Genomic DNA, 22803 nt, shown 5'->3' on the forward strand with positions numbered 1-22803 from the left:
ATATCTATCACCTCTAGTAGTAAGTGCTAATTTTATTTTCAAGAATATCTTTTAATTTTATTTTATAAAGAAAAAAGACTGTAGACAAACTCGAAATTTTCGAGTTTGTCTACAGTCTGAAGCCTTCAAAATGAAGGCTTTTTCTATGTTTTTTATTGTAATAATTGAAGAACACCTTGTGGTTGTTGGTTAGCTTGCGCAAGCATAGACTGTGCTGCTTGCATTAAGATGTTGTTCTTCGTGAAGCCCATCATCTCTTTCGCCATGTCAGCGTCGCGGATACGAGATTCAGCGTCTGTTAAGTTTTCAGCTGATGTACCTAAGTTTTTCACTGTGTGCTCTAAACGGTTTTGTACTGCCCCTAAGCGAGAACGCTCAACAGATACTTTTGTGATTGCATCATCAATTTTTTGAATCGCTGCATCCGCATCTGCACGGGTAGTAATTTCCATTAAGTCATTCCCATTTGAATCTCTTAGTTCAAGACCTTCAAGATTCATTTTGTTAATACTCACTTCAATATTCTGTCCTTGGTTTGCACCAATATGGAATTTTCTAGCTTGGTACGTACCATCTAATAGCTTCATATTGTTAAATTCAGTTTGTTCTGAAATGCGGTCTACTTCATTACGAAGGGCTCCCATTTCTTCTTGAATTTTCCCGATATCTTTATTTGAAGCTGCATCCTTATTACCTTCACCTTTACCAGATTTGATAGTTGCTGATGCTGTTTTCTTAGCTGCTGATGCTGTTTTCTTAGCTGCTGATGCAGATTTTGTAGTTGCTGAACCTGTTTTAGTAGCTGCTGAACCCGATTTGCCAGCTGCCGATGCTTTTTTCTCCGCTGCCGATGCTGCTTTAGCCGCTGCCGATGCTGTTTTACCAGCTGCTTGAAGAAGGTCTGCTGATGCTTGAAGTGTAGCTGCTGATTTTGTAAGAGCGTCAGCTGAGCCTTTAATTTTAGCTGCTGATTCCTGAAGTGTCGCTGCTGATGCACCAATAGTTGCCGCTGAGCCTTTTAATGTCGCTGCTGAGCCTTCAAGAGCTGCTGCTGATGCTGCATTTCCCGCAACATTTCCGCGCTCATTTGTTTGTGTAGATGCTTGAACCGCTAACTCACGCATACGTTGTAAAATTGCGTGTGTTTCTTCTAATGCACCCTCAGCAGTTTTGATTAATGAAATACCGTCTTGTGCGTTTTTAGAAGCCATTTGTAGACCACGGATTTGTCCACGCATTTTTTCAGAAATCGCTAAACCTGCTGCATCGTCTCCAGCACGGTTAATACGGAAACCTGAAGATAATTTCTCAAGATGTTTACTCGTATTTGTTGTATTGTTTGCCAAGTTACGGTGTGCGTTAAACGATGCAATGTTATTTTGAATTCTCATTCGGAATTCCTCCTTGAATATTTTTATTCCCACGTCCTTGTGGCTGTGTTGAAACAAGTTGTTTTTCAACTTCTTGCTTCCCACACTTTCTTTATCGACATGCTTTTGCAATGTTTAATATATTTAACAAATTATTTTTTAATTTATTTTCAACTTCACTACTTCGTCACATATGAACGTCCAATTTGTAATGACTCTTTTAATTATCTAAAATATTTTCCATAAAATTTAAAAAAGCATCATTATTTTCCAACGCTTTCGTAAAAGATTGTACAAATTTTAGAACCATCTCTTCCGATAACACCTGATGATAACCTGCCATACCAATTAAAGTACCTTTAATAAATAAAAAATACATAAATAATCGCTTATATTCCTTTATGAAGCTCGTTTGACTTTGTGGCAAGCTATTTTTAAACACATAGTTCACTAAATAATTTTCTAATATATATTCCTTTTTCTCGAAGAACGGCTTGTAATAAATTTGTTCATTTTGCGTGTACAAAGCAACCGACTGCTGTACTGTTTCTTGCCCTTTTAACTGTAAACCTTCTTCTAATTCCTCTACACATTCATCGAAGCGACGATTAAATACTTCATATTCTTTTTGGAATTTTACAAGTGTATATAAAATATTGACCATTTCTTCATCACTTGGTAAATAAGTGTGTAAATCAAAGGCTGCTGAGTTATTCAAAATACCTTCATATTCGCTTATATAACGAGGTAGTTTATGCGCCCATTCATCCTCCGTTGTAGCTTGTATTTTTTCCATAAACATTCCCAATACAAGTAAACGAGATTCAATGGAAGCTTGGCGATTTTGCAAAATTTGAATGACAAACATACGAATATCCCAGAAAAGATTCGTAACGTCAGGATGTGTAAGAGGTGTATGTTTATCAAATTCTCCCTCCTGCATCACAAAATCGATTCCTTCTGGATTCAATAATATTAATCTTGCCGCTTCTGGACATGCTACACTTAGATCTCTTTCTATATGCTTATCTATCACATTCATTTGTCTAGGGAAATATGTGCAAGTATCGCATAAATAACTTTCTCCTAGTTCAATATAAACATTACATAATTTATCTTCATTTAAGAAAGCACATTTCATATTTTCGTCCGCATTTATTTTAGCATAGTTGCTATCTGAGGGATTTGCGCGCTCCCGTGTTACGTTCGTGCGTAAATTTTTAGCAATAGCACCACTTGTTACTTTTCGATACTTTTGAAAAGTTCTTTTATCAACACTTACTTTCCATCCCGCACAGCAAGTATCCTCACAAGCTGGACCGATGCAAGAGAATTTTTCAAAATAAGTAGGCTGCAGTACTTGTTTCTTCATCGTTAATCTTCCTTCATTTAGTATTTTTTACACAAAGAAACACCCGAAAGAAATCTTTCAGGTTAACTTTGTCCACATTATTTGTATTTCTTTAATTGCTCTAATAAATCAACATTTAATACTAATGCCTCTTTATTTTGTCTTTGAATTTCCTCATATATTTCTTGACGGTGTATTGTAACTGTTTTTGGGGCGATAATACCTAGCTTTACTTGTTCCCCTTCAACAGCTAATACTTTTAATTCGATGTCGTCACCAATTATAATAGACTCACCTTTTTTCCTTGACAATACGAGCATTATTTACCACTTCCTTTTAACGCTGGAACTGGATAACGCAGTGGATAATCTTTATCATATAAAACAATTTGTTTACCTAGCTTTTTATTAATGTTCATCACAATTGGCGCCAATAAATTCAATGTAGATTTTTCAAATGGCTCTTTGAATGTAATGATGACATAAGCCATTACATCCTGTTCCTTTTCGATTTGTAGTTGCTCTTTATCGTCTTCACTTAGATCGAAGTGATAATCTGTTTTAAAGGCATAAGGGAAGGCAAGAATAAAACTAATTTCCGCACACTCTGTTGATTGTAATAGAATTAGTGGTAAATCAACATCAAGTGGCAGAAGAACAAATTCCTTATACTCTTCTAAACCCATTAAACCATGTTCAAAAAGTAGAATATCCTGCGCCTCAATTTCTACTTCACCTAAAAAATTCGAATTTATTTTCATTTTGGAACCCTTCTTTTGTTTATTTTCGCCTTAACGAATCACATCGATATCAACACGCGGTCTTTGCACCATTACCCCTGTTACTTTACCAGGTGTATAGTTATGAATGGGCTTGTTCACTTTGACATTTATATTTAAGTTACCAGGAGTAACTTTAATGTTTGTCGTGCCTGGTGTGAAATTTATTTTTACAGAGCCAACAGAAGGTACGAATTTAATATTATATGGACCTGGACGTTTAGGACCTGTGTTTTGCATCGCAATTTGCTGAGCTATTTCTCGCGCTTGACCTTTGCCAGCTCCCTTCATTATGCGGTTCCCCTCGCTCACTCTTCGCGCAATGCCTTGCAGTACAGCTTGCTTACCCTCTTGTGCATATTTTTCTATCATTTCCCCCGTGGGATAGAGACCTAAATCACGTCTCGCCTCTGAAGAATCAATTTTTAACACACTGCGCGTTGTGTTTATTTCAAGCTTTGCTGGGGGTTGTGAAATCGTTTGTTCTGCTTGCGGCTGACTAATTCGTTGTACAGGCTTTTGAATGATTAAATCCATTTGAATGTCTGTCGTTTTTATTTGAATTTGTGGTAACCGCATTCTTGTCCCTCCCTTTAAAATAAAAGCGTTCGACATATGTCCAAACGCTTTGTTTATAAATACTTACAGAATAATATATGTTTATTTTAAAACTGTCTGTGCCTATCGCTTTGCTTTCAGCACAGACATTAGTAGATTTCATCTAGCGAATGAAGTCTACTAATGTCTGTTGGATAATTTTCGCACCTACAGATAGAGCAGCTTGATGCATCGATTCTTGTGTTACCATATGCGTAATCGTTTCAGCGTAGTCTGTATCTTCGTTTAATGATTTTTGCTTTGTCGTATTAACTTTTTGAATATCTAAGCGATTTGTCATTAACTCAACACGGTTCATACGCGCACCAACGTCAGCACGGGCGTCTAATACGCGAGCTTGAACGTCGGCGATTGTTGCATTTAAATTCGTTGACATACCACCGAGTTTTTCGCTGATGTCTTCTGATGTAGCATTCGCGTCAGCTAAAACATTCGACACTTTAGTTAGTACATTATCTATTTGATCAAAAAGCTCTGGACCAAAGTCTGTATTTACTGTTAGTTGAATACCATTGAAAACCTCTAATTCTACTTTCCCTTTTTTTCCTGTTTCACTTATCATAGGAACTGAACCAGCTGGCCCTTTTACCTGTAAATCAAGTGGCTCTATTTTAATTTTTTTAGTTGGATCACTTGGATCAGAAATCGAGAAAACTTCAGATTTGACATCTGCAAATCCAGTCGGCGGATTGCCCACTCCTGATTCTGGTGTATTTAATACTCGAATCTCTTTGAAGAATTTTGGATTATTTATTGTATCTATTACAGCTTGTATCCTAGCTGTATCCCCAGACTCGAATTCAGCTTTATGTGGGTCAGTAGCGCCTAAAGAATTATAGTACCCTTGTACATCAACTACTTGCACCTTCGTATACAATTCCTTCTGTGTATGCGTACCAGAGAAGATAAACTTATCCCCTAATTGCGTATTCGCTACATCTTTAATTTGCTCGCGAATTTGGTCAATCTCAACTTTAATTTTCGCGCGCTCATCTGGCGTATTCGTATCGTGTGATGCTTGTACAATTAACTCTTTAATACGTTTTAACGCTTCGCCTACTTGATCAAGCGATGAGTCCGTTGTATCTAACCAGCCTTCAGCTTCATTTAAATTGCGCTGGAACTGGTTGACTTTATCCAATTGCACACGGTAGTTCATCCCCTTTACCGCTGCAACTGGATCATCTGACGGACGACCAAATTTACGTCCCGATGTCAACATATCTTGATATTTTGACATTTTTGAATAACTTGTATTTAAATTGCGGAGCATGTTCGTAGATAGCATCGATTGTGTAACACGTACCATAATTGAACCCCTTTCAAAATTCCAAATTTAAATGTTATAAACCTACACGGCCCATACCATTAATAATTTTGTCTAATGTTTCATCTACAACAGTAATCATACGTGCGTTTGCGTTGTATGCCTGCTGAAACGTAATCATATTTGTCATTTCTTCATCAAGCGATACAGAGTTCATTGACGAACGAGCATTTGATACCGTAATCATTTGCGTTTGTGAGTTGAATTGGTTTGTAATCGCCTTGTCACCCATTACAGCAAGGTCACCAACCATACCTGTGTAGAAGTCTTGGAAGGTAAACCCTCCTAAATGATTCGGACGTGGTAAAGTCGGTGGTGTAGACGGTGCAGGGTTCGGATCAAAGGTATTAGTGAAAGTATAATTTTCCGTAATTTTTTTATACTGTAAATTTGACAATTCCATTGCCCAACGTCCGTTACCTTCTTCCCCTTTCCGAGAAGAAGCAGCAACTAAATTTGGATCTTTGATAAGATCATCACTAACTTTCATCGTTTTAGCTGCTGGATCAGTAGTAGATACTGTGAAAAAAGCTCCACCATTAGTAGATGCTGTTGATCCATCTAATGTATAACCTAATGCATGAGCTTCATTAAATACCTCTACAAACGTTTTTGCAACTAAGTTTAAATCCGCCATCATCTCAGGGTAAGTCCCTTTGATTACAGGATCCGTACCACTCGGCTGCATTACGAGGTTCCCCGTAGCATCACGTTGTGCATAACCATAAGAGTCAATTAATGCAATTAACTTCCCTCGAGAAGATTCAAAGTTATTGTAAGTAACGTTTCCTGGGCCATAACTTGGCGGTGTCCCTGGCGTAACTAAACCAACTTTCCCACTACTATTAGGGTCAGTCACTGTAATATTGTTAAAGTAATTTGCTGGTAATGATCCATTAATTTGCTGATTATTTAATCCATTAACACTTAAAGATGCAAAATCCTTACCATTAACTAATACAATCGACTGACGTTGTCCAGCATTGTCAGTGAAGTTATATTTTACTGTTAAACTCCCCTCTGCCACTTCACTAGCCCTTCCACCCGATGGCACACGTTCGATTGAGACTGGTAAATATTCATTTAATTCGTCAATTAATACATCTCGCGCATCATACAAATCATTCGTCACGTAACCATTCGGTTCAAGCGTTTTTACTTGATCATTAATCATCGCAATTTTTTCTAAAATCGTATTAATTTGCTGAGTGGAAACCGCGATTTCATTTCCTAAGTTTCCTTGAATTGTTTCAAGTTGCGTATAGTTATAGTTGAACGCTTCAGCTAATGATTCCCCACGGGCAACCACCACCTTACGTGCAGCCGAGTCTGTTGGATCTTTCGATAAATCTTGAAACGACTTCCAAAACTCTGTGAACGACTGATTAATCCCAAACTCAGATGGCTCCGATAAAACGTCCTCCATCTGATTAATCGATTTTAACGTTGAATCCCAGTAGCCAAGCTTGTTTGTTTCTTGACGGAATTGGCGGTCTGTGAATTCGTCGCGCATACGCTGCACAGAGCTTGCCTCAACCCCTGTTCCCATATGACCTGGGTATTGCGGTGAGTTTAAGCCTGGGTATGGATAACCCGATGTTGCCTGCATGTTAACACGTTGGCGAGAGTACCCTAATGTGTTGGCGTTTGAAATATTATGCCCCGTTGTATAAAGGGCTGATTGTTGTACAAATAGACCGCGTTTACTTGCTTCTAACCCCATAAATGTAGAACGCATTGTTGTTCCTCCTTATGTATCCCGCATTGTGCGGGATTTATTTTCATAAAAAAACGCATGTAACGATTAACATGCGTCTTTAAGCTTGCGAATCGTAGTATGACTTTTTAGCGACTGTTGTCTCACCGCGCACCTCTGCACCGGAGTAGTTAAATGTACTTGCTTGTTGGTGCTGTGGTCGCAGCATATCTAATGTTAAATTGACAAATTGCAGCGATTGGAATACAAGCTTTTGATTTAAATCATTTCGCTTCTTCAAATCCGTTAGTAGTACTAATAATCGTTCACGTACTTTCTGCAAAGCCTGCTTCTCAGGTCCATCAGTTGCATCAATCACTTGTACGACAGTCGGGATGCCAGTCAAAGCAATTCCTTTTGCTTGTAGATAATCCGTTACCATTGCCTGACGCTGTTGCTCAAGTGTTTCAATAGCAGCTACATGTGCCTGCTCCGTCTTTAACATGTTATCTAGTTGCTCCATGTCATTTGTTTTGATGAAATCTGTTTTTTTGTTCGCTAATTCAAGCAAGCTTTTATGCATTCTTTCTAGCTTCTCAAGCGTTGAAATAAGGTTTTCTACTGACACGTAGCATATCTCCTTTTACATACGATAATATTTCAGCATATCTTCCGCTACTTTACGTGCATCTACTTTGTACTCGCCTGACTCAATGTCAGCCTTTAACTGTTGTACACGTTCTGCACGAGCTTCTGTATATTCTGTTGTTACTTTCATTCCTTTTGCTGCGGATGAAATTTCTAACTTATCGGCAAATGATTGTCCGGCTTTATTTGTCTGTACAGGGCGGTTTGCTTTGTTATATGGATTAATGTGATTTAAGCCAATCCCATTGATTTTCACTGTTAATTCCTCCTCCCACGTTTTCTCTCATCTACTTACTATTTCGGTCACTTGCGTTAAAAGTTAATGCTTGAAATTAGAAAAAAGCTCCCCATCTACGGAGAGCTTAATTGCATTACTTCTTTTTTCGATCTGCATGATACGTTCCGCGGTCTTGTTGTAGGATACTTTCACGGAATTCTTTTGCTGCCTCAAATGTACGTAAATCTGATTGTAAGGCTTCCGTACATGCATCACAAAGCTTCCCTTGATTCGTTAACCTTCCACAGTTGTCACATGGATAGCCTAGGTTTGGGAACATCGCTCTATGTAAACGTCCCTTTTTCACCCATTTATATAAAAGGTCGCGGTCTACCCCTGTTGCTTCTTCAATACGTTCAATCGTCGCCGCACGATTTTCACGTTTTCGTAAAAAGCGGTAAACGATTTGATACAGGTCTTCTTCCTTTTGCGCGCAATTATGACAAACCTCGCGTAAGCCTGTGTAATTGAAAAACCCTCCACACATTGGGCAATTACGTAATTCCGCCATACTAATCCCTCCAATTTTTCCGTTCACTCTATGAATATATTATACACTACAAACAATTATAGCAGTAAATTCTTTTCAACATCTCCATTTCTTTCTCTTAACCATGAATAAGTGTGACAGCTGTCACCGATTTTGCTCCCGCTTCCAGTAACGCTTTTTTCGCATGGTTCATCGTAGTACCTGTTGTATAAATATCGTCAAAGATCACGTAATCTGTATGTTTTACATGCCCTTTTATCCGAAAAAGTTGTGGTGTATTTAGGCGTTCTTCTCTCGACTTCGTACTTTGACTCGTCGTCGTCGTTTTTTCTAGTACATGTTCATACGGTAGTTTTGCGGCAATGAGCAGTTCATCAATGGGTGAAAAGGTGCGGTCTACTAGTTTTTCGGGATGCATAGGGATGGGTATAATCATCCGTTTTTCATTTCTCAGTACGTTGTGCAGCTGTTTTTGAAACACTTTCGCTAGTACGACATCGTGCATAAATTTATAGCGATGTAAGTAGTCCTTCATTACTTCATTATAGGTGTATAGTGCACGATGATCGGGTTCAGTATTTGTATATGGTTCAAATTTTGCTTCACATTTTGTACAAATCGTTGTTGGAAACGTTTGAATAAGCGTCAACCACGAAATTTGTTCTGTTAATAATGTACCGCATAGTAAACAATGTAGATTCTCTTTATGCATGTGGGAACCCCTCCTTATTTAGCCGTTCAATCTCTTCTTTTGCCGCATCCATTTCTACTGTAATGCCATGGTGGAAAAAGACGACATCCCCTGTTGGATACTGCGCATTTCGTCCGACCCGACCGCTAATTTGAATAAGTGCACTTGATGTGAAAACTTGACTTTCCGCTCCGATTACTGCGACTTGCACATTTTTGATCGTAATGCCGCGCTCTAAAATTGTTGTTGTCAGAAGTCCTTTTAGCTGTTCATTTCGTAAGCTCAGTACTTTTTGTTTCCGATCCGGGTCTTCGGCATGTACCGCCTCAATCTGCGAATGGAGTGCTTGAAATAACGGAATGGCTTGTTCCATTAAGTCGATTGTTGGGAAAAATAATAGAAACGGTTCATGATTGGCAAGGCGAGCTTGCGTCCATTTTTTTAGTTTCTTTGGTAGGCGTTTTTTGTGAATGGACTTGTCATACCCCCACAAACTATCGTAACGCGGTACGGGTAGCGGATAGCCATGATAGCGACTTGGAATAAAAGAATAACCGCCGTGCTTTTTTTGTTGTAATAATGAATATGACGGGGTAGCTGTGACAAATGCAATCGGTGCCTGTTGTTTTTTTGCTTTGATTACCGCTTGTTTGAGCGATTCATCGAATGTATATGGGAACGCATCCGCTTCATCGACAATCATGACGTCAAATGCCTGCTCAAACCGGTAAAGTTGGTGCGTTGTTGTGACGATGAGCTCGGCATAACTAAAGCGTTTTGGGGCATCTCCGTAAAGCGCATGTATGGTCGTGTGCGGGAATACTTGCTGAAAACGTGGATATAGTTCCAACACTACGTCTGTCCTCGGTGTCGCTACACATACACGCTTCCCTTCATTTAATGCATCATAGATGGCAGTAAACAAAATCTCTGTTTTTCCAGCCCCGCATACCGCATGCAATACATGATTTCGCCCTCGTTTTATACTCTCTGTCAGCTCCTCGGACGCTTTTCTTTGTAGCGATGTAAATTGACTCTGCCAATCAAGCCTATGATTTTTGTGTCTTCGCGGCTGTGGTCCAATCCAAGTGATAAGTTGTGTGCAGCTGCTCATTCGCCCCATCGCAATACAATGCCTACAATAAACACATCGCTTGTTGCAACGGACACATTGGAACGTAATAAATTGTTGTTTGTCTTGATTGAGACACCTGTTACAAATCGGACCTTCACGGATAGCAGCCTTTACTTCAATGAGACCATGCTGTATATAGCCATCTATTTTTTCACGTGAAAACAGTGTGGCGTCTCTTGCCCATACCCGCCCACATAAAAAATTTTGAACGCTCGGTTCGATGATAAACCCTTTATATTGTTGAAAATTTCTTGTTCGTCGTAACTTCATCTCTTCTCCCTCCAATCAGAAAAGCGCAAGTACACTCTCCGGCCCCGACATGCGTTGGAGATAGACACGCTTTCAATTTGAAAAAGTGTATACTTTCTAAAAAAAAGCGATTTCTACTAAACTGTAGAAACCGCTTTTGTTAGTCTTCTTTTTTCATCCAGCCCATGGCAATGGCACCTTCTCCTAAGTGCGTGGCAATGACTGGACCAAAATAACTGAATTTAAAATCAACTGTCGGGAAATCTTTTTGCAGTTGTTCCATCCAAGCTCGTCCTTCTGTTTCACAATTCCCATGGATAATGACGGCTTGTAATTGATCATACTGCTCTGTAGCTCCCTTCAACAGTTCTTCTACACGACGCAATGCTTTTTTACGTGTGCGAATTTTTTCGAAAGGCACGATTTTTTTATCAACAAAATGCAAAACAGGCTTTACTTGCAGTAATCCGCCAATTAAAGCAGCTGCTGCCGATAATCGGCCTCCCCGTTGCAAGTGCGCTAAATCATCCACGATAAAGTAAGCGTTCATCGTCACTTTTAACGCTTCTAGCTTCGCCATAATTTCTTTGGCTGATGCACCTTGTTGCGCCATTTTAGCTGCTTCAATCACGAACATACCTTGAGGGGCACACGCGATTTCGCTATCAAAGGCGTACACCTCTATATCCTCTACCATATCACCGGCTTGCACTGCGCCTTGATACGTTCCGCTAATCCCACTTGATAAATGAATTGTAACCACTTCATCATAGTCTTTCGCTAGCTTTTCAAAAAGCTCAACAAACTTACCAATCGGTGGCTGTGTCGTTTTTGGGAACTGTTTTGCATGGCGCACCTTTTCATAAAATTCTGGCGCTGTAATCGTTATTTCTTCTTCATACGTACCGTCTTCTAAATTGACACTCAACGGAACGATATGAATGTTATAGTGTGCGCGTTCTTCTTGTGTTAAATACGCCGTACTATCTGTTACGACTGCAGTTTTAATCAAATTCCCCACTCTCCTATACCCCCTAGTTTAACGTATCTCTTATAGATTGTGAATGCCTAAGTGTAAGATAGCCAAATCTCGACAACCACTATTTATCACACTACTTATTCTAATGAACAAAAGTGCTAAACCCCCCGCTAATCCCCGACACGCGTTGGAGATAGACTCACATGAAGAGACTTCCGAAGCATCACGAGGGGCTAGGTACTTGCGCTAGACACGCTTTCAGTTTGAAAAATTTTGTATTTTCTTATCTTTAAAAAAAGCGCTCTGTGCACTTGTCCACAGAACGCTCTCGTTTAGTTCATATTGCCAATATAATGAATGCTTGTAACCTTCCAAGCCCCGTCTTCTTTTACAAAAACCGTCACTTGTCGACCGTGATCTGACAGTTCCTCATCTGATCCAGCCTCTAATAATTTGGTTGTAACATTCGCATATAATTGCACTTCATCTTCACTATATTTTGTAATTGTCACGTCTTCTGCTGTTTTAATAATGTAGTCGTATTGCTCAAAGTATTCTTTATACGCGGCTACATCTTGCTCATAGTCAAAACCTACTGCATTGACTGCTGTTGTCTTCCCGTAGCGTTCTGCATCACCAGAGTTAAACGCATCAATGTATTCATTAAATGCTGCTATCACCGCTGCTTTTTCTGCCTCAGGAACATTTGTCGCTTCCTCAATAGAATCACCTAACACTTCAAAACCAATCGTACCTTCTTCAATGATTTGTTCTGTTGTTTTCGATGATTGTTCTGCTGTATCCGTATCACCACAAGCAGCTAGGACGACCGCTGTCACTACTGCTAATAACCATTTTTTCATTGTTTAAACCCTCCCGCGCAATATTGTAGCACAATTCTCATATGTAATGACGAAATAAAGTATTGAATGTTGCGAGAAAAGTGGTACGTACCTGGTACCACGGTGGCACTTCGATGGTACGTACCTGGTACAATGGTGGTACCCATTATATCCCTCCCATCCTATCAAACCCTTTTTCACAATAAGAACAATACTCCTCACTGGATTGCCCCAACACAACCTCGATTAAAGGCCTATAATTAATAAATTCAAAAGCAGGTTTTATTCCTTCTTTGATTAAATGGTAGCTACTGTATGGATACTCTTCCATCGTGCTTACGATTGGGGGATTTGTGCGAATCGGATTGCGATGAATATAAGCACTGATATCTAGTAAAGCTCTTGTTCCTTTCGCCATTTTAGCAAAATAACGTTTTTCATATAAATGCCCACTATATCCATATTTCCTTTTAAAATAATTCGAATATCTTTTATTCACCTTCATCATTACTTTACTAAGCGGTTCTTCTGGTGAACGAATTAATAGATGGACATGATTTGTCATAATACAATAAGCAGCGATAGTAAAAGAATGTTCTCTGTACACATCATCTAAAATTTGAAACCAATGAAATACATCCTCCGCCCTCCCAAAAATATTTTGTCTGTTGTTCCCACGAATTACAACATGATCATAATGTTCCGGACTCCACACCCTTTGTGTTCTTGGCACATGCATTCTCCTTTATAATTTTTCCGCGATTATACATATAAAGTGATTTTTTTGGCAAATGCCGAAATTTTAAATTTGGTTCACTTTTTTTGCTCAATTTTGATTTTTGGTTTTGTGTAAGATGGTACGTACCGAGGACAAAGGTGGTACTTTGATGGTACGTACCTGGTACTACGGTGGTACAACAGCGGCACCTCCATACGCAAAAAACCTGCCAATCCTTATAGATTAGCAGGTTTTCAACTCAACTTATTATCGTACTTCTACCCAGCCATTTTTAATAGCTGTTACAACCGCTTGTGTACGGTCGTTTACATTCATTTTTTGTAAAATGCTTGAAACGTGATTTTTCACTGTTTTTTCAGAGATATATAACGTTTCACCGATTGAACGGTTTGATTGACCGTCTGTCAGTAGCTGTAGCACTTCGCATTCACGCTTCGTTAATAAATGGAATGGACGGCGAATTTCCGTTTGATGGAAGTTCCCTTTGTTTTCGTGCTCTGACAGACGACGGAATTCGGCTACTAAGTTTTTCGTTACTTTTGGATGTAAGTAAGAGCCACCGTTTGCAACTACTTTAATCGCCTCGACGATTTCATCTGCATCCATCTCTTTTAACATGTAACCAAGCGCACCTGATTTTAATGCGTGTGTTACGTATGACTCATCGTCATGAATAGATAACATAATGATTTTCGCTTCTGGGAATTCTGCTATTAATTCGGCTGCTGCCTCCACGCCATTTTTCTTTGGCATGTTAATATCCATCAATACAACATCTGGGTTATGCAGGCTATATAAATTGATGACATCTGTACCGTCATCTCCCTCTGCCACTACTTCAAATGTATCTTCAAAATCTAAAATACGCTTTACTCCTTCACGGAATAATTGGTGGTCATCTACAATAATAATTTTCGTCATTTCTGTTACCCCCTAAAATCAATCTTTTTTCTATACTGTTATTCTTCTACATCAGGAAATGGAATTTTAAAAATTACAATCGTTCCTTTACCTACTACACTATGAATCTGCATCTGTCCCTCTAGTAAATCGATACGCTCTTTCATCCCGATAATCCCGAACGACTGCTCTTTCACGTTTTCTTGGTCAAATCCCTTTCCATCGTCTTTTACGACAATGTTTATATCGTTATATAACCACTCTAATTTTACACTTATTTCTTTTGGTTGCCCATGTTTTAAGGCATTGGTAACACATTCTTGAACAAGTCGAAATATCGCTACCTCATGATTTGACGAAATACGTTGCTCTTTTCCAATTGACTGGAAATGAATCATTACGCCTGAATTATATTCCATTACAGTTGATAAATACTTTTTTAATGTTGGTACAATGCCTAAATCATCTAATGCCATTGGTCGTAAATCGTATATAATTCTCCGTACTTCGGAAAGGGCATTTCGAACGGTCACTTTTAATTCCGCTAACTCTTGTATAGCGGCATCCATCCCTTTTTCACGAGATGTACGTTCAATTAATCCCGAACGCATCAGCACATTGGCCATCATTTGGGCAGGTCCATCATGAATTTCTCGTGATAGTCGCTTTCGTTCTTCCTCTTGTGCAGCAATGATGCGTATACCAAAGTCTTGCTTAATTTTTGCTTGTTCTAAAGCAAGACCGACATTTTTTAAATCTGAAGTCAAATAATTAATGACAACATTTACCTGATTCACAATATGATCGGCACGTTCGATTGTCTCATATAGCGCTTTCATTCGACGTTCTAAATCATCTCTTTTACTACGTAACTGTCTTTCTTTTTCACGTGCTAGCAATAACTTGATTTGTATATCATTTGCAATTTCATATGCATTTCGCACTTGTTCTTCGCTATAATTATCAAAGGCCTTACTTACTTGGACGAGACGTTGCTTAGAAAGTTGCGATTTTGCTTCTAAATGATCAGCCTCATTAATAATAAGACCAATTTCTTGACGAACAATTTCAAGCTCTTTTTCCATGTCTTCAAAGCTTCTTCGGCTTTGTTCGCTTATAATAAAAATATCATTTTTAGAGCTTGTAATTGTTTCAAGCATTCTGTTAAATATAACATCAAGTGAAGCAATATCGAGTTTATCATTTGAAAACATAATAAATTCCCCATTCTACTTAGATATTGCTAATCATGGAGTCAAAACACATCTAATAGCGCTTAAACATAATAATTCTACACTATTATACCATTTTCTAAACAATTTTTAAGTAATTTTATACGTACTATCAAGCATATTTTTTGGAATTTAAAGGAGTTATCATAATGCGAAAAGACTATAAAACAGTAACAGGCTACGGAGAACATGAAATTATTATTTCAAAATCAAGATTTATTTGTTATGTAGATCGAGCAGAGACAGAAGAGGAAGCGCTGTCTTTTATTGAAAAAATTAAGAAAAAACATCCAAATGCTACCCATAACTGTTCGTGCTATCTAATTGGGGAACATAATCACATTCAAAAAGCAAATGATGACGGGGAACCTAGTGGCACGGCAGGCGTCCCAATGCTAGAAGTGTTAAAGAAACAAGGACTGCAAGACACAGTGGTTGTCGTAACACGCTATTTTGGAGGCATTAAACTCGGCGGTGGCGGTTTAATCCGTGCATATGGCAAATCGACAACTGAAGGCATCCAAGCCGCTCAAGTGGTAGAACGCAAATTGCATCATGTCATGAAAGTAGCGATCGACTATACATGGCTAGGCAAAGTAGAAAATGAAGTACGGGGATCTCATTATACACTACGCGATATCCAATATACTGACGGTGTTGAATTATATGTGTTTGTGTTAAAAGATGAAGAAGAGGCATTTATTCACTGGCTGACGGAACTCACAAATGGGCAAGCTACGATTACTTGTGTCGAAAAACATTTTGTCGAATTTGTGATTTCCTAAAGTAATTCCCATTTACGCTCTCAATAAAACCTAGTATAATTAATCTTATTGAAAAAATTTTTCCCAGAACATTATTCCTATATAAGGAGAATTACTATGAGTAAACCGAACAAGAAGGGGACAAAAGGCTCGTCAAAATTTGGCCTCATTCTAAAAATAACACTAATCTTAGCAGCATCTGCGCTTATTTGCGTAACCACTTACGGTGTGTATTTATCGAAAAAAGCGGAACATGCAGTCAACAAGGCATATGAAGTCGTAGAAAATCGAGAAGTATCGGATAAACGTGAAGTAAAAGCGGAGCCCGTACAAGACAATGTTTCCGTTTTATTTATTGGGATTGATGATAGTGAAACACGTGGGCAAGGCGCAGAAGGCTCGCGTTCTGATGCACTGATGCTCGCTACGTTAAATAACAAAACAAAAACAATTAAATTGTTAAGTATTCCTCGGGATTCTTACGTATACATTCCATATGTTAGCTATAAAGATAAAATCACGCACGCCCATGCGCTCGGTGGTACATTAGCAACAATTGAAACGGTGGAGGAATTATTCGACATTCCTGTTGATTATTATGTACGCATGAATTTCAATGCATTCATTGATGTTGTCGATGCTTTAGGCGGTATCGAAGCAGAAGTACCTTATGCAATGCTTGAAAAAGATGAATTCGACCGCAATACGATTAATTTACAACCTGGCTTACAACAATTAAGCGGACAAGAAGCGTTAGCCCTGGCCCGCACACGTAAATTAGATAGTGATATTGAACGTGGGAAACGTCAGCAAGAAATTCTTAAAGCGATTATCACTAAAGCCGCTACAGCTTCTGCTATTACAAAATACGATGATGTCATCGAAGCTGTAGGCGATAACATGAAAACAGATATGACGTTTAAAGAAATGAAGTCATTTATTAGCTACTTAACAGATGGTGTACCCCGTGTGGATACATTAACACTAGCAGGCTACGATGATTGGTCGACAGGAGTTTACTATTATGCGCTAGACCAAGAATCACTTGAAGAAACAAAACATATTTTACAAAGTCATCTAGGCTTAACGCCAGATACTACACATGTTTCTGATGGATCTGTAAACGAGGCAAATGAACATACCCATTCAGATGCATCATTAAATTTAGAAACTCAATAATCCGTTATCACCCACCAATATTGGTGGGTGGCTTTTTTATTGTAAATAATAGGATTAACTCTTCGAACGGGCATAAACCACCTTTATCCACTCATATTTCCAAACAAAAAAGCTACCATCCGAAGATAGTAGCTGATTATCCACTTTTAGTTACTTATTAAACATTCTTACAAAATTAATCAGAGGTCGGTAATTTTTACCTGCTAACCCAATTATCTCTACAAATAGCTCGATTGCCACTAAAATGACCGTAATCAGTAAAATAGCACCCCATACAGTTGACATCGAGAAGATGATCGCTGCTAAACCGAATAACGTCGCGATACCATAAATAATTAACACCGTTTGGCGATGTGAAAAACCTAAATCTAACAAGCGGTGATGTAAGTGTGATTTATCTGGATCTGACCATTTCTGTTTCATACGTAGACGACGTACAATTGCAAAGAATGTATCCGAAATAGGCACACCAAGCATAATAACAGGAACGATGAATGAGACCATTGTTATATTTTTAAAGCCTAGTAACGACAATACCGCAATCATAAACCCTAAAAATAAGGCTCCTGTATCCCCCATGAAAATTTTCGCAGGGTGGAAATTATAAAATAGGAAGCCAAATGTGCTCGCTGCTAAAATAGCGGCTATCGCTACTACAAACATGTCACTCAGAGTAAACGCCATCGTTGCTAGTGTAATCAATGCAATAGTTGATACACCCGCTGCTAAACCATCAAGACCATCAATTAAGTTCACGGCATTCGTGATTCCAACAATCCAAAGAATTGTTAACGGAATACTTAATAAACCTAAGCTTAATGTTCCATCATCAAACGGTAAGTTGAAGAACTCAATTTGAATGCCACCGAAAAATACGATAATACATGCGGCCACTAATTGTCCTAACATTTTTGCTTTTGCCGAAATTTCGTACATGTCGTCTAAAACGCCTGTAATGACAATAACCGTTGCGCCTAACACAATAGCTAACATATTTTCGCCATCTGGTCTTAATATAGCAACACCGATTAAAAACGCACCGAATATCGCTAAACCACCAAGCCGTGGCATAATGCGCGCATGTACTTTTCGATAGTTCGGAGCATCAACAGCACCGATGCGAAAAGCTAACTGTTTTACAAGTGGAGTTAGTAAAATGGCAGCAAGTACCGCCACGATTAAAGACACGTAAAGCATGTCTCTCCTCCTTAAGAAAAATAATCTACACTTTTAATCAAATGTATTATAGCATGTCTACTCTATAAAATATAGCATTTCTCAATTTAACACAGAACATTATTTACCATTTAAATTCATTTTATTCCAAAATATAACTTTTCCACTTTCTTCTTATTAAAATGTTTTCTGCCATTGGTAGTCATTTTTTTTAAAGTTTGATAAAATAATTTAGTGCCTACTAATATGTGGGTGAAGTTAAAGGAGCGTAAAAACATGTTCTCAATTTTCAATCGTAACAAAGAGCAAACAAGTGCTCGAGAGCTAAAAAAATACTATAAAATTGTAGATCAGATTAATAAGCTAGAAGACAAGTTTGCCCCGATGACAGACGAAGAGCTTCAGCATATGACTATAGTATTTAAAGAACGTTTAGAAAATGGCGAAACCATTCCGCAAATTGTACCTGAAGCATTTGCAGTTGTGCGCGAAGCTTCTAAACGTGTATTAAACATGCGTCATTTTGACGTGCAATTAATTGGTGGTCTCGTATTAACAGAAGGCAATATCGCGGAAATGCCTACTGGTGAAGGGAAAACATTAGTCGCTTCCCTACCGTCATACGTACGTGCTCTTGAAGGTAAAGGCGTTCACGTAATTACGGTAAATGACTACTTAGCTAAGCGTGACTTCGAGTTAATCGGACAAATTCACCGATTTTTAGGTTTAACAGTTGGTTTAAACGTACCGATGATGGAACCAGATGCGAAAAAACAAGCCTATAACGCAGATATTACATATGGTGTCGGCACAGAGTTTGGGTTCGACTACTTACGTGATAATATGGCGCATACAATTGCTGATAAAGTACAGCGTCCCTATCATTTCGCCATCATTGACGAAGTAGACTCTGTTTTAATCGACGAAGCCAAAACACCATTAATTATTGCTGGCAAAATGATGGCCAATGCTGAGCTTCATCAAATTGCTGCAATGCTAGCAAAACGCTTTGTTGTAGATGAAGATTACGAGTTTGATGATGAAACAAAAGCGACTTCCTTAACAGAAAAAGGAATCGAAAAAGTAGAAGCTGCATTCGGTGTCGACAATTTATACGATTTAGAACACCAAACACTTTACCATTACGTCATTCAGGCTGTACGCGCACATGTGATGTTCACATGTGACGTCGATTACATCGTTCGTGACGACAAAATCGAACTAGTGGATATGTTCACAGGACGTATTATGGAAGGTCGTTCATTATCTGACGGCCTACACCAAGCCATCGAAGCTAAAGAAGGCGTGACGATTACTGAGGAAAACAAAGCTCAGGCACAAATCACGATTCAAAACTATTTCCGCATGTACCCTTCATTATCGGGAATGACAGGTACAGCCAAAACACAAGAGAAAGAAATTCATGAAGTATACGGAATGAGCGTTATTCAAATTCCGACAAATCGTCCTCGTGCACGAATAGATCAACAAGATATCGTATTCGAAACAATTGAACAAAAGTACGAATATGTGGCACAAGAAACGCTTCGCCGTCATGAAAATGGCCAACCAGTATTAATTGGTACAACGTCTATTTTACAATCTGAGGCTGTGTCGAATTGCTTAAAAAAATATAGCTTATCTCATCAACTGTTAAATGCTAAAACAGTTGAACAAGAAGTACAGCTTATTTCAGAGGCTGGTCAAAAAGGACGTATTACTGTTGCAACAAACATGGCTGGCCGTGGGACGGACATTATGCTTGGTGAAGGGGTTCATGAGCTTGGCGGACTATGTGTACTCGGTACGGAAAAACACGAAAGCCGCCGCGTTGATAACCAACTTCGCGGACGTTCAGGTCGCCAAGGAGACCCTGGTGAAAGTATTTTTATTCTTTCCCTTGAAGACGATATGCTCAAACGCTTCGCAAAAGACGATTTAGAAAAATTTAAAAAGAAATTACAAACAAATGAAATCGGTTGTGTCTTAAACAAAGAGGTACAAGAATTAATCGACCGTACACAGCGCATTGTAGAAGGAGCCCACTTCTCTATGCGTGAATACAACTTAAAATTAGATGATGTTATTAATGATCAGCGTCGCGTTATCTACACATTACGTGATAGTGTGTTAGCAAATGAAGATTTGCTTGGTAAATTAAAAACAATGCTAGATGAAACAGTAGACTTTGCCGTTCGTGAAAATGCGCCAGAAGAGCTAGACATGATGGAGTGGGATTTCGATAAGATGGAGCGTACGGTCAATTCCCTATTCTTAACACCTATTACAATCGACCGTGAAGAAAGCAAAGTCCCTAATATTTTAGCTAGCATGCAACTACAAATGGATGAAATTAAAAATATGATTGATACGTACAGTGAGAACGAGCGTATGATGCAAGTGATTCCTGGCGTTATGCTGACGTACATCGATCGTATGTGGGTCAAACATCTTGAACAAATGGCGCATTTAAAAGAAGGCATCGGCTTACGCCAATACCAACAAGAAGATCCTATGCGTATTTATCAGCGTGAAGGGTTAGAACTATTCGGCAAAAACTATCAAGAACTACGCCGTCAAATCGTAGAAGAACTTGTCATTTTCATGAAATCATTAACGACTCAAACGCAGGAGGAACAAGTATAATGGGTTTATTTTCATTCTTTAAAAAATCAGATAAAGTCGGGAAAGATTCAGCGATTGATTCAAAAGACTTAACAGGCAAAAAAGCTGGACTTAGCACAAAATCAGAAGTCAAAACGAAATTGTCGTTCCACCCAGACTGGCATGTACCACAAGAGCAACAATATGTATTTAACTTCTTAGCAAATGATTTACAACCATTAAAACCTAACCAATTATCTCTTGCAGCGATTAATATCGAGGAAGACAAGAAAACAAGTGCTTGGAATGTCAAAGCCTTTTTCCGTTCTTCTTTATCGCAACCAATTGAACTTGGCGAAATTGAATTATTATTATTAGATAAAGAAGGAAATCGCATTGGTGCGCAAACATTTAATTTTAAAGAATTAGGTGTCATCCCACCAAACAGTGCTCGCCCTTGGGTGTTCGAGTTCGACAAAGCTTCTATTGAAGGAAATGAAATACCTGAAGAAGGTTGGACAATCGCCTTTAACTTAATTTCATTACGTGGGCATCAATTAGACCTAGACGAAACGTGGAAAAAACAATTACCAAAAGAACAGCAAGAAAAGCTTGCAGAAATCGTAAAAGATTTACCGAAATTAGGGAAGCAAGAAGTGAACTTTACGGGCTTACAAGTGCACTTAAACGACGATCAATCATTACACGCATCCATTTTCATTCGAAATGGTAATGACAAAGCCATCAACTTGGAACAATTACCTTTAGAAATCGTGGACGCAAACGCTAAACTTGTAGCAAAGGGTTCGTTTAAAATGGATCCTGTGTTAACCGTACAACCAAATTCAACCAAGCCATGGACATTCATTTTCCCAGCTGAGTTAGTAACTGCAGAAGGTGCTGACCTTTCTCGCTGGACTGCACGCGTTCCACAATAATAGATAAAAATCCGCAATCCCTTTTTATGGGGTTTGCGGATTTTTTGATGAAGTTTTTGGGTTTTGAACGCATAAATCGTAGTTTTGCTCGGATACGATTGCTTTTTGACCGGATAAACAAGGCTTTTGCTCGGTTGGCGTATAGGTTGGCTCTTTCAAAATTTTTTCACACTAAAAAACCTCTTCACTTGTCATGATAAGCAAAGAGGTTCCTTCAATACCATATTGGATTTTTACTATGAATCGTTCTCTAATTGAATTATTCTACAGTTGCTACGCGCTTAGCACCTACGTAACGGCTACCCCAATACCATTTATCATTGATATCAGTAGTTGTTACGCCCGTACCAGTCATTGAGTGAATGAATTTATTGTCGCCAATGTAAATTCCCACGTGTGAAATACCGCTACCTGAAGTGTTAAAGAACACTAAATCGCCAACCGCTAAATCTGACTTTTCAACTGCCGTACCAGTATCGTACATAGACTTTGATGTACGTGGTAATGATACACCTAGTTCGCTATATACATGACGAACATAACCAGAGCAGTCAAAACCAGCCGTTGTTGTACCACCATATCGGTATTTTACACCTATGAATTTTTGAGCTGTTGTCGTAATATCCTCAGAAGCAATTGTCGAAGCTTCTGCCTTATTTTCTCCCATTACTGGTGAAAAGAAAATTGCTAATGCTGCTAAGAAAGTTATAAAAGTACTTTTTAATAATACTGAATTATTCATTGTAATCCTCCAATACTAGTTTTAATTCTACTAAATTATCTAAATAATTTAACTGTTATAAGATTATCATGAGTAAGC

24 protein-coding genes are annotated in these 22803 nt (G+C 38.6%); 4 read left to right on the forward strand and 20 right to left on the reverse strand.

What is annotated here, in order from left to right; translation table 11 throughout:
* Positions 1–152: 152 nt before the first annotated feature.
* From AAGS61_RS03400 to AAGS61_RS03485, 18 genes are all read right to left on the reverse strand, one after another.
* Positions 153–1391: a flagellin gene (locus AAGS61_RS03400; RefSeq protein ID WP_391367339.1), complete on the reverse strand. Its 1239-nt coding sequence runs from the start codon at positions 1389–1391 to the stop codon at positions 153–155.
* Between the two features lie 199 nt (positions 1392–1590).
* On the reverse strand, positions 1591–2742 hold the full coding sequence (fliB, locus tag AAGS61_RS03405) for a flagellin lysine-N-methylase (protein WP_391367341.1): 1152 nt from the start codon (positions 2740–2742) through the stop codon (positions 1591–1593).
* Between the two features lie 77 nt (positions 2743–2819).
* Positions 2820–3041: a carbon storage regulator CsrA gene (gene csrA / locus AAGS61_RS03410; RefSeq protein WP_391367344.1), complete on the reverse strand. Its 222-nt coding sequence runs from the start codon at positions 3039–3041 to the stop codon at positions 2820–2822.
* A complete protein-coding gene (gene fliW, locus AAGS61_RS03415; RefSeq protein WP_391367347.1) occupies positions 3041–3481 on the reverse strand; it encodes a flagellar assembly protein FliW in 441 nt (146 codons plus the stop codon). The genes csrA and fliW overlap by 1 nt, the downstream gene beginning before the upstream one ends.
* Before the next feature lie 30 nt (positions 3482–3511).
* Positions 3512–4078 (reverse strand): DUF6470 family protein, encoded by a 567-nt coding sequence (locus AAGS61_RS03420; RefSeq protein ID WP_391367350.1) that lies wholly within the window; start codon positions 4076–4078, stop codon positions 3512–3514.
* Between the two features lie 142 nt (positions 4079–4220).
* Entirely contained in the window at positions 4221–5426 is a 1206-nt protein-coding gene (gene flgL, locus AAGS61_RS03425) for a flagellar hook-associated protein FlgL (protein ID WP_391367353.1), read from the reverse strand.
* Between the two features lie 34 nt (positions 5427–5460).
* On the reverse strand, positions 5461–7182 hold the full coding sequence (gene flgK, locus AAGS61_RS03430; protein ID WP_391367356.1) for a flagellar hook-associated protein FlgK: 1722 nt from the start codon (positions 7180–7182) through the stop codon (positions 5461–5463).
* A gap of 79 nt (positions 7183–7261) precedes the next feature.
* Complete coding sequence (locus AAGS61_RS03435) at positions 7262–7768, reverse strand: flagellar protein FlgN (protein WP_391367358.1); 507 nt, start codon at positions 7766–7768, stop codon at positions 7262–7264.
* 15 nt (positions 7769–7783) lie between these two features.
* The gene (gene flgM / locus AAGS61_RS03440) at positions 7784–8044 is read right to left on the reverse strand and encodes a flagellar biosynthesis anti-sigma factor FlgM (protein ID WP_391367361.1); all 261 of its coding nucleotides are present in this window, start codon (positions 8042–8044) and stop codon (positions 7784–7786) included.
* A gap of 115 nt (positions 8045–8159) precedes the next feature.
* The gene (locus AAGS61_RS03445) at positions 8160–8576 is read right to left on the reverse strand and encodes a TIGR03826 family flagellar region protein (RefSeq protein WP_391367364.1); all 417 of its coding nucleotides are present in this window, start codon (positions 8574–8576) and stop codon (positions 8160–8162) included.
* A gap of 97 nt (positions 8577–8673) precedes the next feature.
* Positions 8674–9267 (reverse strand): ComF family protein, encoded by a 594-nt coding sequence (locus AAGS61_RS03450; RefSeq protein ID WP_391367366.1) that lies wholly within the window; start codon positions 9265–9267, stop codon positions 8674–8676.
* A complete protein-coding gene (locus tag AAGS61_RS03455; RefSeq protein ID WP_391367369.1) occupies positions 9260–10651 on the reverse strand; it encodes a DEAD/DEAH box helicase in 1392 nt (463 codons plus the stop codon). Before AAGS61_RS03455 ends, AAGS61_RS03450 begins: the two co-directional genes overlap by 8 nt.
* 139 nt (positions 10652–10790) lie before the next feature.
* A complete protein-coding gene (locus tag AAGS61_RS03460) occupies positions 10791–11639 on the reverse strand; it encodes a DegV family protein (protein ID WP_391368313.1) in 849 nt (282 codons plus the stop codon).
* Between the two features lie 302 nt (positions 11640–11941).
* On the reverse strand, positions 11942–12472 hold the full coding sequence (locus AAGS61_RS03465) for a DUF4440 domain-containing protein (RefSeq protein ID WP_391367372.1): 531 nt from the start codon (positions 12470–12472) through the stop codon (positions 11942–11944).
* Positions 12469–12618, reverse strand: a complete 150-nt coding sequence (locus AAGS61_RS03470; protein ID WP_391367375.1) for a hypothetical protein — start codon at positions 12616–12618, stop codon at positions 12469–12471. The genes AAGS61_RS03465 and AAGS61_RS03470 overlap by 4 nt, the downstream gene beginning before the upstream one ends.
* Positions 12618–13184, reverse strand: a complete 567-nt coding sequence (locus tag AAGS61_RS03475) for a transposase (RefSeq protein ID WP_391367378.1) — start codon at positions 13182–13184, stop codon at positions 12618–12620. Before AAGS61_RS03475 ends, AAGS61_RS03470 begins: the two co-directional genes overlap by 1 nt.
* A gap of 252 nt (positions 13185–13436) precedes the next feature.
* Entirely contained in the window at positions 13437–14111 is a 675-nt protein-coding gene (locus AAGS61_RS03480) for a response regulator (RefSeq protein WP_391367381.1), read from the reverse strand.
* 38 nt (positions 14112–14149) lie between these two features.
* Positions 14150–15304 carry a sensor histidine kinase gene (locus tag AAGS61_RS03485; protein WP_391367384.1) on the reverse strand — a complete coding sequence of 385 codons (1155 nt, stop codon included), beginning with the start codon at positions 15302–15304 and terminating at the stop codon, positions 14150–14152.
* Positions 15305–15471: 167 nt separating this feature from the next.
* Here AAGS61_RS03485 and AAGS61_RS03490 point away from each other — a divergent pair, with 167 nt between their 5' ends.
* A complete protein-coding gene (locus AAGS61_RS03490) occupies positions 15472–16107 on the forward strand; it encodes a YigZ family protein (protein WP_391367386.1) in 636 nt (211 codons plus the stop codon).
* 96 nt (positions 16108–16203) lie between these two features.
* Positions 16204–17265 (forward strand): LCP family protein, encoded by a 1062-nt coding sequence (locus tag AAGS61_RS03495; RefSeq protein WP_391367389.1) that lies wholly within the window; start codon positions 16204–16206, stop codon positions 17263–17265.
* Positions 17266–17415: 150 nt separating this feature from the next.
* On the opposite strand, the gene AAGS61_RS03500 is transcribed toward AAGS61_RS03495, so the two are convergent.
* A complete protein-coding gene (locus tag AAGS61_RS03500; RefSeq protein ID WP_391367392.1) occupies positions 17416–18462 on the reverse strand; it encodes a glycosyltransferase family 4 protein in 1047 nt (348 codons plus the stop codon).
* A 255-nt stretch (positions 18463–18717) separates the two neighbouring features.
* Here AAGS61_RS03500 and secA2 point away from each other — a divergent pair, with 255 nt between their 5' ends.
* Both secA2 and AAGS61_RS03510 read left to right on the forward strand, forming a co-directional pair.
* Positions 18718–21087, forward strand: coding sequence for an accessory Sec system translocase SecA2 (gene secA2, locus AAGS61_RS03505; RefSeq protein WP_391367395.1), 2370 nt, complete (start codon positions 18718–18720; stop codon positions 21085–21087).
* The gene (locus AAGS61_RS03510) at positions 21087–21983 is read left to right on the forward strand and encodes an accessory Sec system S-layer assembly protein (RefSeq protein ID WP_391367398.1); all 897 of its coding nucleotides are present in this window, start codon (positions 21087–21089) and stop codon (positions 21981–21983) included. Before secA2 ends, AAGS61_RS03510 begins: the two co-directional genes overlap by 1 nt.
* 259 nt (positions 21984–22242) lie before the next feature.
* On the opposite strand, the gene AAGS61_RS03515 is transcribed toward AAGS61_RS03510, so the two are convergent.
* Positions 22243–22725 carry a C40 family peptidase gene (locus AAGS61_RS03515; RefSeq protein WP_391367401.1) on the reverse strand — a complete coding sequence of 161 codons (483 nt, stop codon included), beginning with the start codon at positions 22723–22725 and terminating at the stop codon, positions 22243–22245.
* Positions 22726–22803: the final 78 nt, after the last annotated feature.

The organism is Lysinibacillus sp. KU-BSD001, from assembly GCF_042920265.1.
Taxonomy (GTDB): Bacteria; Bacillota; Bacilli; order Bacillales_A; family Planococcaceae; genus Lysinibacillus_B.

Bases quoted from the DNA above. Each gene is read 5' to 3' on its own strand.
- AAGS61_RS03465 (WP_391367372.1), bottom strand. From the start codon at position 12,472: ATGAAAAAATGGTTATTAGCAGTAGTGACAGCGGTCGTCCTAGCTGCT.
- fliW (WP_391367347.1), bottom strand. From the start codon at position 3,481: ATGAAAATAAATTCGAATTTTTTAGGTGAAGTAGAAATTGAGGCGCAG.
- AAGS61_RS03450 (WP_391367366.1), bottom strand. From the start codon at position 9,267: ATGCATAAAGAGAATCTACATTGTTTACTATGCGGTACATTATTAACA.
- AAGS61_RS03480 (WP_391367381.1), bottom strand. From the start codon at position 14,111: ATGACGAAAATTATTATTGTAGATGACCACCAATTATTCCGTGAAGGA.
- AAGS61_RS03445 (WP_391367364.1), bottom strand. From the start codon at position 8,576: ATGGCGGAATTACGTAATTGCCCAATGTGTGGAGGGTTTTTCAATTAC.
- AAGS61_RS03455 (WP_391367369.1), bottom strand. From the start codon at position 10,651: ATGAAGTTACGACGAACAAGAAATTTTCAACAATATAAAGGGTTTATC.
- csrA (WP_391367344.1), bottom strand. From the start codon at position 3,041: ATGCTCGTATTGTCAAGGAAAAAAGGTGAGTCTATTATAATTGGTGAC.
- AAGS61_RS03510 (WP_391367398.1), top strand. From the start codon at position 21,087: ATGGGTTTATTTTCATTCTTTAAAAAATCAGATAAAGTCGGGAAAGAT.
- secA2 (WP_391367395.1), top strand. From the start codon at position 18,718: ATGTTCTCAATTTTCAATCGTAACAAAGAGCAAACAAGTGCTCGAGAG.
- AAGS61_RS03495 (WP_391367389.1), top strand. From the start codon at position 16,204: ATGAGTAAACCGAACAAGAAGGGGACAAAAGGCTCGTCAAAATTTGGC.
- AAGS61_RS03485 (WP_391367384.1), bottom strand. From the start codon at position 15,304: ATGTTTTCAAATGATAAACTCGATATTGCTTCACTTGATGTTATATTT.
- AAGS61_RS03420 (WP_391367350.1), bottom strand. From the start codon at position 4,078: ATGCGGTTACCACAAATTCAAATAAAAACGACAGACATTCAAATGGAT.
- AAGS61_RS03500 (WP_391367392.1), bottom strand. From the start codon at position 18,462: ATGCTTTACGTGTCTTTAATCGTGGCGGTACTTGCTGCCATTTTACTA.
- AAGS61_RS03515 (WP_391367401.1), bottom strand. From the start codon at position 22,725: ATGAATAATTCAGTATTATTAAAAAGTACTTTTATAACTTTCTTAGCA.
- flgL (WP_391367353.1), bottom strand. From the start codon at position 5,426: ATGGTACGTGTTACACAATCGATGCTATCTACGAACATGCTCCGCAAT.
- fliB (WP_391367341.1), bottom strand. From the start codon at position 2,742: ATGAAGAAACAAGTACTGCAGCCTACTTATTTTGAAAAATTCTCTTGC.
- AAGS61_RS03470 (WP_391367375.1), bottom strand. From the start codon at position 12,618: ATGGGTACCACCATTGTACCAGGTACGTACCATCGAAGTGCCACCGTG.
- AAGS61_RS03400 (WP_391367339.1), bottom strand. From the start codon at position 1,391: ATGAGAATTCAAAATAACATTGCATCGTTTAACGCACACCGTAACTTG.
- flgK (WP_391367356.1), bottom strand. From the start codon at position 7,182: ATGCGTTCTACATTTATGGGGTTAGAAGCAAGTAAACGCGGTCTATTT.
- AAGS61_RS03490 (WP_391367386.1), top strand. From the start codon at position 15,472: ATGCGAAAAGACTATAAAACAGTAACAGGCTACGGAGAACATGAAATT.